We start from the raw sequence: 7202 nt of genomic DNA on the forward strand, positions 1-7202 counted from the left end.
CAGGTCAATTCAAATCAAAAAATCAAAGAACGACTATAATATATTTATATACAATGCTTTACAATGAATTTTAAAAACTTAACGCATCACTAGTAATAAATGATATATTATCATGAGTACAAATTATTCCTTGCTCTTCTACTTGAAGAAGCCAAAGAACTATGTCAGCGGCCCCGTTCCCATTTATATGCGGATTACCGTTGACGGAATCCCGAAAGAAGTTTCAATCGGCAGGTCGGTCGACCCCTCCCGCTGGAGACCCAAAGCGAATCGGGCCGCAGGCACCAAAGAAGAAAGCCGTACATTAAACAGCTACCTTGAAACCCTTGTCCGGAATATAGAGGACGTCCATACGGCGCTTGTCAAGGAAAATGCCGTTATCACCGCCGAATCGCTGAAAATGCGGTTTCTTGGACAGGACACCAAAAGACATTACCTGATTGAAATATACCTTGACCATAACCGAAAGATGGAAACCCTGCTCGGCAAAGGATACAAGCCCGGCACGCTGAAAGGTTACAAGACTTCCGTTGGTCACCTTACCGATTACGTGCTAAAGCAATACAGGGATATGGATATTGATATTCAGCGCATCGACCATGCATTCATTGAGGGTTACGAATTCTTCCTCCGCACGGACAAAAGTTGCAGCCCCATATCAGCAGCCAAATACATGAAGCACTTTCGCAAGATTGTCAAACTGGGCCTTGCCCACCGCTGGATTACCGCAGACCCATTCGTGTTTTACAAGAATACCGCCAAGCCAAAAGAAAAGGGGTTCCTCACACAGGACGAACTTAATCGGATAATGGCCAAGCAATACGTCACGTCACGGTTGGCTCATGTTCGCGACATATTCATTTTCAGTTGCTACACCGGCCTGTCGTACGCCGATGTCAAGAAATTGAAAAAATCCGTCATCGCAAAGGGCGTGGATGGCAAGCTATGGATACTAAGCAATCGGGAAAAAACGGAGACGATTACCAATATCCCCCTGCTACCGCAGGCAAAGGAAATCATCGACCGTTATGCGGACTACCCTCCCTGTGTTTCCAAAGGGTTGGCGCTTCCCGTATTGAGCAACCAAAAGATGAACAGCTACCTCAAGGAGATAGCCGACCTGTCCGGCATTACCAAAACGCTGACGTTCCACATGGCACGGCATACTTTCGCAACTACGGTAACATTAAGCAACGACGTACCCATTGAAACAGTTTCCAAGATGCTTGGCCACACAAGTATCAGGACCACCCAGCATTACGCGAAACTGCTGGATACGCGAATCGCCAACGATATGCAAACTTTACAGCGTAAGTTGTCAGGAAATTAATTTACCCATACTCGATATCCGTTTGGGGATATATTAAGTTCCCAAACGGATACAGCATATAAATACAAAACCTTATATTTGAATCATGGCCAAAGCAACAAAACCAACAATAGGCACTTATATTGACCCATTAACCGATTTCGCATTTAAAAAGCTCTTCGGGAGTGAACCCAACAAGGACTTGCTGATTGACTTCCTCAACGGCGTGTTCCGTGGGAGGAAACACATCGTGGATTTGGTATACAACAAAAACGAGCATCCCGGCGAAACGGTAAACGAGGGCGGTGCCATATTCGACCTTACCTGTACCGGAAACGATGGGGAGCAATTCATCATCGAAGTACAACGGGGAAAACAGGGGAACTTCAAGCAACGTGCAATTTTCTACACCAGCCGCTTGATTACCGAACAGGCTCCAAAGGGAAAGCGTTCCGAATGGGCGTATAATGTGAAAGAAGTGTACCTCATCGCGCTCTTGGAAGATTTTTCCTTGGATGCGGGTAATGAGCAAGAGTTTCTGCATGATATTTGCCTAAGTAACAGGGAGACAGGTAAAGTTTTTTACGAGGGGCTGGGGTATATATTCATTGAATTGATTAAATTTGTAAAAACGGAAGCGGAACTGGATACCGACCTTGACAAATGGCTCTATGTCTTGAAGAACATGAGCAGCATGGATAAGATTCCGGTATATCTGCGCAAACCGATTTTTGAAAAACTGTTTAATATTGCTGAATACAGCAATCTGACAAAGGAGGAAAAGACCATGTACGATACAAGTCTGAAACGCAAATGGGACAACAAAGCTGTGTTGGACTATGCAGTAAATGAGGCGGCAAAGGAAGCAGCAAAGGAGGCCAAACAAGAAGAAAAAATGGAAATCGCACGCGAAATGAAAAAGGACGGCATTTCCGTTGAACAGATTGCCAAGTTTACCAAGCTGTCCATCGAGGAAATCGAAAAGCTTTAACAGAACGCTCACCATTATAGAGTAAGCCATCCCCAAAACGGATGGCTTTTTTCGTATCCCCCACCCTTGTACGCACCAAGGCATTTTCACCGCTTAGGCCACCGAACGCAAGGCGGGGGAATTGGGTCAAGGGCGCCGGAGGGCAAAGGCCTGCGGGCGGCGGCGTTTATATACCCTTGACCTTTCCCGCGCCGTGGGTAATTTTGGCCGGGCGGTGCAAAGGCCGGATGCCCTGAACCACCCGTAAACTCACCTCCTGATGCCCCGTTCCTGCGCCTTCTTTTTCCGTTTGCGCCGTTTTTCCTCTTCCTCGATGGGGTTTTGCTGTTCACCCGCTCCCTCCACCGGAGCCATCAGTAATCCCAATAGGTCGGCAGCCATGCTGCCCGTGGTGGTCAGCATTTCGCCCACGCTTTCGAACATGCCTTGGGCAACATCGTGTGCCAGCTCCATTGCCAACGGCTGACCCTGCGGATGCCGCCCCGTCAATTCCGTGAGCGTGTGCATCTGTGCCTTTTGCTGTGCCGTACCGTTCTTCATCATATTGGCATATTGCAGGCTGTCTTTCAGGTTTCGCTCAAAATCGAACAGTTCATCGAACAGGGTTTCGCCCGACTGCTTGAACGCCGTGCGGTCGAACTGCCCCAGCTTCTGCGAATGGGCTTTGTTTTTGCCACGTGACGTATTCTGCGGGCTTAGCTTGATTTTATTGGTGATGTCCTTGCGGCTCACGATGATTTGGATATGCATCTGCCGCCCCTCCTTGCGTTCGCCTTTCCGCTTTTGCCCGCTCTTTACCTCCCTGTCGTTGTGGTTGTAATAGCGGTGGTTTTCCAGCTTGCCGAACCAAAGCAGGTCTTTGTGGCTGTCGATGCCGGGGCGTTTGAAGTTCCGGGCATATTCGTCCATTACCCTCGCGGCAAATTCCTTTAACTTTTCCCTTGCCCCGTCCTCGCCGTATTTGGACACGAGGTGCGCCAGTTCCTTCCCGCTGGGGCTGACGTTGATGAGGAAGAATTTATTGTCGTCCCTGCCCAGCTTGGCCACGTTGCGGTCTATGCCCATCCTTACCTCATGGGGTTTGATGTCATTGGCTGTACCGTTGAACCAACGCTCCGGTTTGTTTTCCATCCCGTTTTCGGGCTTCATCCGGTTTTCCTTTTCGAGGTAATGCACCAGCGCACCGCTGCTGCCCTTGTTGTCGCCCGTTTCCGATTTGGTGATGTTGATATACATAATCCTATGTTACAGATTATCCAGTGATTGCCTTGCACGCCCAGCCAGTTCCTCCTTTTTGGCCGCCGATACAGGCCAGCCGAGGGCTTCCCTTTGGGTAATGTAGTAATCCAGTACCTGCCGGAACCTGGACTTCAATGTTTCCCTTTCCCGCATGTTGCCAAGTATCTTTTTCAGCGTGCCGTCCACCAGTTGCAGGTAGCCGATGGTTTCCCTGCCCATGATGGTTGCCTCCGACTGCCCTTTGCCGATGTTCTTCAAAAGCGGGCTTTGCATCTTGGCGATGGCCATCAGTTCCTCCATCGCCGAACACATCGGCACCAGCAGGTCGCCCTCCTGTTTGCGGATGAACGAAAGGATGCGGTTGATACCGTTCGATAACTCCTTTTTCAGCACCTCATCGTTCAGGTCGGCGGGGTCTTTCTTGCTCTTGTAGAAATAATCCACCATCTGCATGAACAGTTCCCGCTTGGTGCGGCCAAGTTTCCGCGCAAGCAACGTGAGCCGTTCGTCCACCGCTTCGGGGAAACGGACAGACTTCGTGTTCTCATCAATCCTGACCATTTACCCCTCCCCCCGTGCGGATGATGAACCTGAACCTGCTGCCCTTGGCCGGATGCCACGAGGGGCGGTACTCCACATAGCCGTAGGCCACCAGTTCCGACAGGCACTTGTGGTAGGTGGCGATGGAGCGTATCCGCGAGAAGCGCATCAGCTTCCTGCGGCTGGCGTGGAAATGGCCGTGCGGGTTGCCGCAATCGTGGTGGTAGAACAATGCCGCCACCAATCCGATGTGCGTGGGCAGCAAACGCCCGTCATCGCCAATCCGCTCGAAGAACGCGCTGAACGCGTGTTTGGGCAATTCCATCCGTTCACCCATTGCCGTTACCTCCCTCCATCATTTTCCTGATGTCCTCCGTGCGGTAGTACATGCTGCCACCCACTTTGCGGTACGGTAGCGTGCCGCCCGCACGGAGGTTCTGCAACGTTCCGGGCGATATGCCAAGTAGCCTGCGCACCTCGGCACTTTTCAGCCACTCCCTGCCAAGATTGTCTTTTTCCCTGTTTCCGATGATTTGCTTTAACTCCTCCAGCATTTCCCGCTTGAACTGCCGGAGGTCTTCCCTCGTGACGATGTCTATTTCCATATTCCTATCATTATGTTTCCCTATCCGTATATCCCGATAGCGGGATATTCATTCGCGCCGTTTACATAGCGCACGGTATACCGCCAAGTATACCGGAACCTTGCGCTGGTGCTATCCCAGCGTACCCAGGTATCCCCGGAGGATACCCGAAACCCCCATGGCGATAGCGTGGGGGCAAGCAAGTAGGGCTATGCCCAACTTCCGCTTGCTCCATTCCCATCGGGGAATGGCAATTTGGTGGAGCGTGCGAACAGCACGGTTTGGCGCTGCGGCCAAACAGGGTAATATCCGATGTTTCCATCGGGCGGCACCCGCTCCGTTGGGACAAAGTTGGGGGATAAAATAGGGATATGGATGACCAACCGGGGCGGCTTGGTCATGTTCGGGGATTGAACGGGTAGACGGTTAGGCTTGGTCTGCGGGGACGATGCGGAACAACTTCCTGCCATCCGGCACCTGCGAACCCTTTATCGGGGCTTCGCCCTTGCCCACGAAATAGTTGCGAGCGGTATCCAATGGGATTTCCTTGCCGCCGTGGTTGAAGTATTTCGCCACCAGTTTGTAATACGGGCTGTGGTGGTCGCTTTTGAGCAGCGACCTCCCATTGGGCAGTTCCACTTCGCGCAGTTGCTGGATGAGGTCGATGAACGTGGGCAGGTAGCCGTCCTCAACATACACTTTCTGTGCAACCCCATATTTCGTATGCGCTTTCAACTGTTCTTCCAAATCTTGGATATGGGCTTCGAGTTCGGCTATCTTTCCGTCTTTTTCTTTCAGCAGCACATCGTTTGGCCTAATGTTCCACTTATCGCGCGTGCCGAGGTATTGCTGGAATTCGGTAAGTTTCCCGATGTTTGACAAATGCCGGGGATGCTCGGATGAGAACGGGTCTTTCCGCTCGAAATGTTCAATCCGTTTCTGCACGATGTACCACACATGGGAAAGGAAATCTTTTTCGGAACCCTGCCCTGTCGAAAGGAAATGATTCAGGTGGTGCGTGTAATAGTCCTCAAACCCGGTTTTGTCAATTCCGTAGATTTTGAGCAGGAAATGGTTGTTACCATACCCCCTCTTCAAACCAAGTATGTTGCCAACATCAAACGGATGCGGGGAAAAATCGAAGCGCTTTCTGCTTTTGAAATATCTGACCATGCTTCCTTATTTTATCCAATAAAGATAAGGAATAGTGCGGGCGAAAGAAAAACAGCGGTGACGGGAGATTAAAATGCGTTCCCCACGATTTTGTTATTTACGATTTGCATACGTCAATTCATTACCGTATCCAATGCAGCCCCGAACGCTTCAAGCATATCCCCGCAAGCTTCTTCCACCATTTCCTGTATGGTCTGTGCCTTGTCAATCAAGCAAAGCAATTGCCTTTCGGTTACATAATACCCGTTCTCATAACGCACGGACAAATAGGCACTGTCCAGCAGTTCCATAATTGTCATATCGTTTTCGTCATTCTTGTCGAAAATCAATTTAAGCTGCGGCAGATATGCTAACGCAATTTGATGGTGGTTACGGATGGAATGTGATAGCTTTTCCTTTCCAAAAATGACGATTTCCACCATACGGTAACACAATTCAAACACCTGATGCAACACAAAAGCACAAAGCTGGTAATTACCTTTATCCAAATAAAACTGCGCTCCGTCACTAAAAGCCTTTATTTTCCGCTTTTCCATTTCAAGGTCTTCATTTGCCCGTTTGAGTACCCTTTCGGGCGATAGCTTACTACTTAAAGCCACATAATTCTGTAATCTTCCCCGAAAACAGCTACGAATATTAATGTAGTTTTATAATTTAGGGACAATGAAAAAGAGTAGGTTTAGCGAAAGTCAGATCATCAAGATTTTAAAGCAGCAGGAAACCGGGGTTTCGGTTACGGATATATGCCGTGAGCACGGTATCAGCCAGGGTACCTTTTACGGCTGGAAGAGCAAATATTCAGGCATGGATGCCCCGCAGCTCAAACAGATGAAAGATATGGAGCGGGAGCTGGCACAGTACAAGAAGATTGTAGCCGAGCTGACTTTGCAGAATACCGTTTTAAAAGATGTCATAGAAAAAAAGCTCTAGGGCCTGCCGAAAAGCGTGAGTTGGTGGGCTATGCCCATCAGGAGTTTAAAATGAGCCTTCGGCAGGCCTGCGTACTATTCCATATGAGTACATCGGTTTATTATTACCAAGCCAAACGCAAGGATGACCGCGAGATTATTGAGCAGTTGTCCAACCTTGCCGAATTGTATAAGACATGGGGTTTCTGGATGATGTTCAAACGGCTGCGCAAGCTGCATTATATGTGGAACCACAAACGGGTATACCGTGTTTATACGTCCATGCGGCTGAATCTGAGGAACAAGCGTAAGAAACGGCTCCCGGCACGTGTGCAGGCCCCGTTGCTATGCCCCATAGGGCCGAATATCACCTGGAGCCTTGATTTTATGCACGATACACTGGCTAATGGTAAAACGATCCGTACGCTGAACGTCATCGATGATTTCAGCCGGGAGGC

10 protein-coding genes and 1 pseudogene are annotated in these 7202 nt (G+C 49.6%); 5 read left to right on the forward strand and 6 right to left on the reverse strand.

The genetic code is table 11. The features are described from left to right. Positions 1–112: 112 nt before the first annotated feature. Positions 113–1330: a site-specific integrase gene (locus BM030_RS19255; RefSeq protein ID WP_090975236.1), complete on the forward strand. Its 1218-nt coding sequence runs from the start codon at positions 113–115 to the stop codon at positions 1328–1330. Positions 1331–1415: 85 nt separating this feature from the next. Next, entirely contained in the window at positions 1416–2300 is an 885-nt protein-coding gene (locus BM030_RS19260; RefSeq protein WP_090975237.1) for an Rpn family recombination-promoting nuclease/putative transposase, read from the forward strand. Positions 2301–2549: 249 nt separating this feature from the next. Here the strand turns inward: BM030_RS19260 and BM030_RS19265 are convergent, their stop codons facing one another. Together BM030_RS19265 and BM030_RS19270 are read right to left on the reverse strand one after the other, a co-directional pair. Continuing rightward, positions 2550–3536: a DUF5712 family protein gene (locus BM030_RS19265; RefSeq protein WP_090975238.1), complete on the reverse strand. Its 987-nt coding sequence runs from the start codon at positions 3534–3536 to the stop codon at positions 2550–2552. 9 nt (positions 3537–3545) lie between these two features. Next, positions 3546–4100: a BfmA/BtgA family mobilization protein gene (locus tag BM030_RS19270; RefSeq protein ID WP_090975239.1), complete on the reverse strand. Its 555-nt coding sequence runs from the start codon at positions 4098–4100 to the stop codon at positions 3546–3548. On the opposite strand from BM030_RS19270, the gene BM030_RS19995 reads away from it, so the two are divergent. Continuing rightward, positions 4078–4446: a hypothetical protein gene (locus BM030_RS19995; RefSeq protein WP_170845845.1), complete on the forward strand. Its 369-nt coding sequence runs from the start codon at positions 4078–4080 to the stop codon at positions 4444–4446. The two genes, BM030_RS19270 and BM030_RS19995, sit on opposite strands and share 23 nt — an antisense overlap. On the opposite strand, the gene BM030_RS19280 is transcribed toward BM030_RS19995, so the two are convergent. The 4 genes from BM030_RS19280 to BM030_RS19290 form a co-directional block, all read right to left on the reverse strand. Further along, positions 4409–4684 (reverse strand): helix-turn-helix domain-containing protein, encoded by a 276-nt coding sequence (locus BM030_RS19280; protein WP_090975240.1) that lies wholly within the window; start codon positions 4682–4684, stop codon positions 4409–4411. The two genes, BM030_RS19995 and BM030_RS19280, sit on opposite strands and share 38 nt — an antisense overlap. Positions 4685–4872: 188 nt before the next feature. Beyond that, complete coding sequence (locus BM030_RS19745; RefSeq protein WP_139215962.1) at positions 4873–5064, reverse strand: hypothetical protein; 192 nt, start codon at positions 5062–5064, stop codon at positions 4873–4875. A 25-nt stretch (positions 5065–5089) separates the two neighbouring features. Further along, positions 5090–5836 carry a hypothetical protein gene (locus BM030_RS19285; protein WP_090975241.1) on the reverse strand — a complete coding sequence of 249 codons (747 nt, stop codon included), beginning with the start codon at positions 5834–5836 and terminating at the stop codon, positions 5090–5092. A 113-nt stretch (positions 5837–5949) separates the two neighbouring features. Then, on the reverse strand, positions 5950–6435 hold the full coding sequence (locus BM030_RS19290; protein ID WP_090975242.1) for a HEPN domain-containing protein: 486 nt from the start codon (positions 6433–6435) through the stop codon (positions 5950–5952). A gap of 64 nt (positions 6436–6499) precedes the next feature. Between BM030_RS19290 and tnpA the strand changes: the two genes are divergently transcribed. Both tnpA and BM030_RS19300 read left to right on the forward strand, forming a co-directional pair. Further along, the gene (gene tnpA, locus BM030_RS19295) at positions 6500–6766 is read left to right on the forward strand and encodes an IS66 family insertion sequence element accessory protein TnpA (RefSeq protein WP_090975243.1); all 267 of its coding nucleotides are present in this window, start codon (positions 6500–6502) and stop codon (positions 6764–6766) included. Positions 6767–6849: 83 nt separating this feature from the next. After that, positions 6850–7202: pseudogene (locus BM030_RS19300) on the forward strand (IS3 family transposase); the annotation flags it as partial.

Origin of the sequence: Parapedobacter composti (assembly GCF_900112315.1) — a bacterium.
Taxonomy (GTDB): Bacteria; Bacteroidota; Bacteroidia; order Sphingobacteriales; family Sphingobacteriaceae; genus Parapedobacter; species Parapedobacter composti.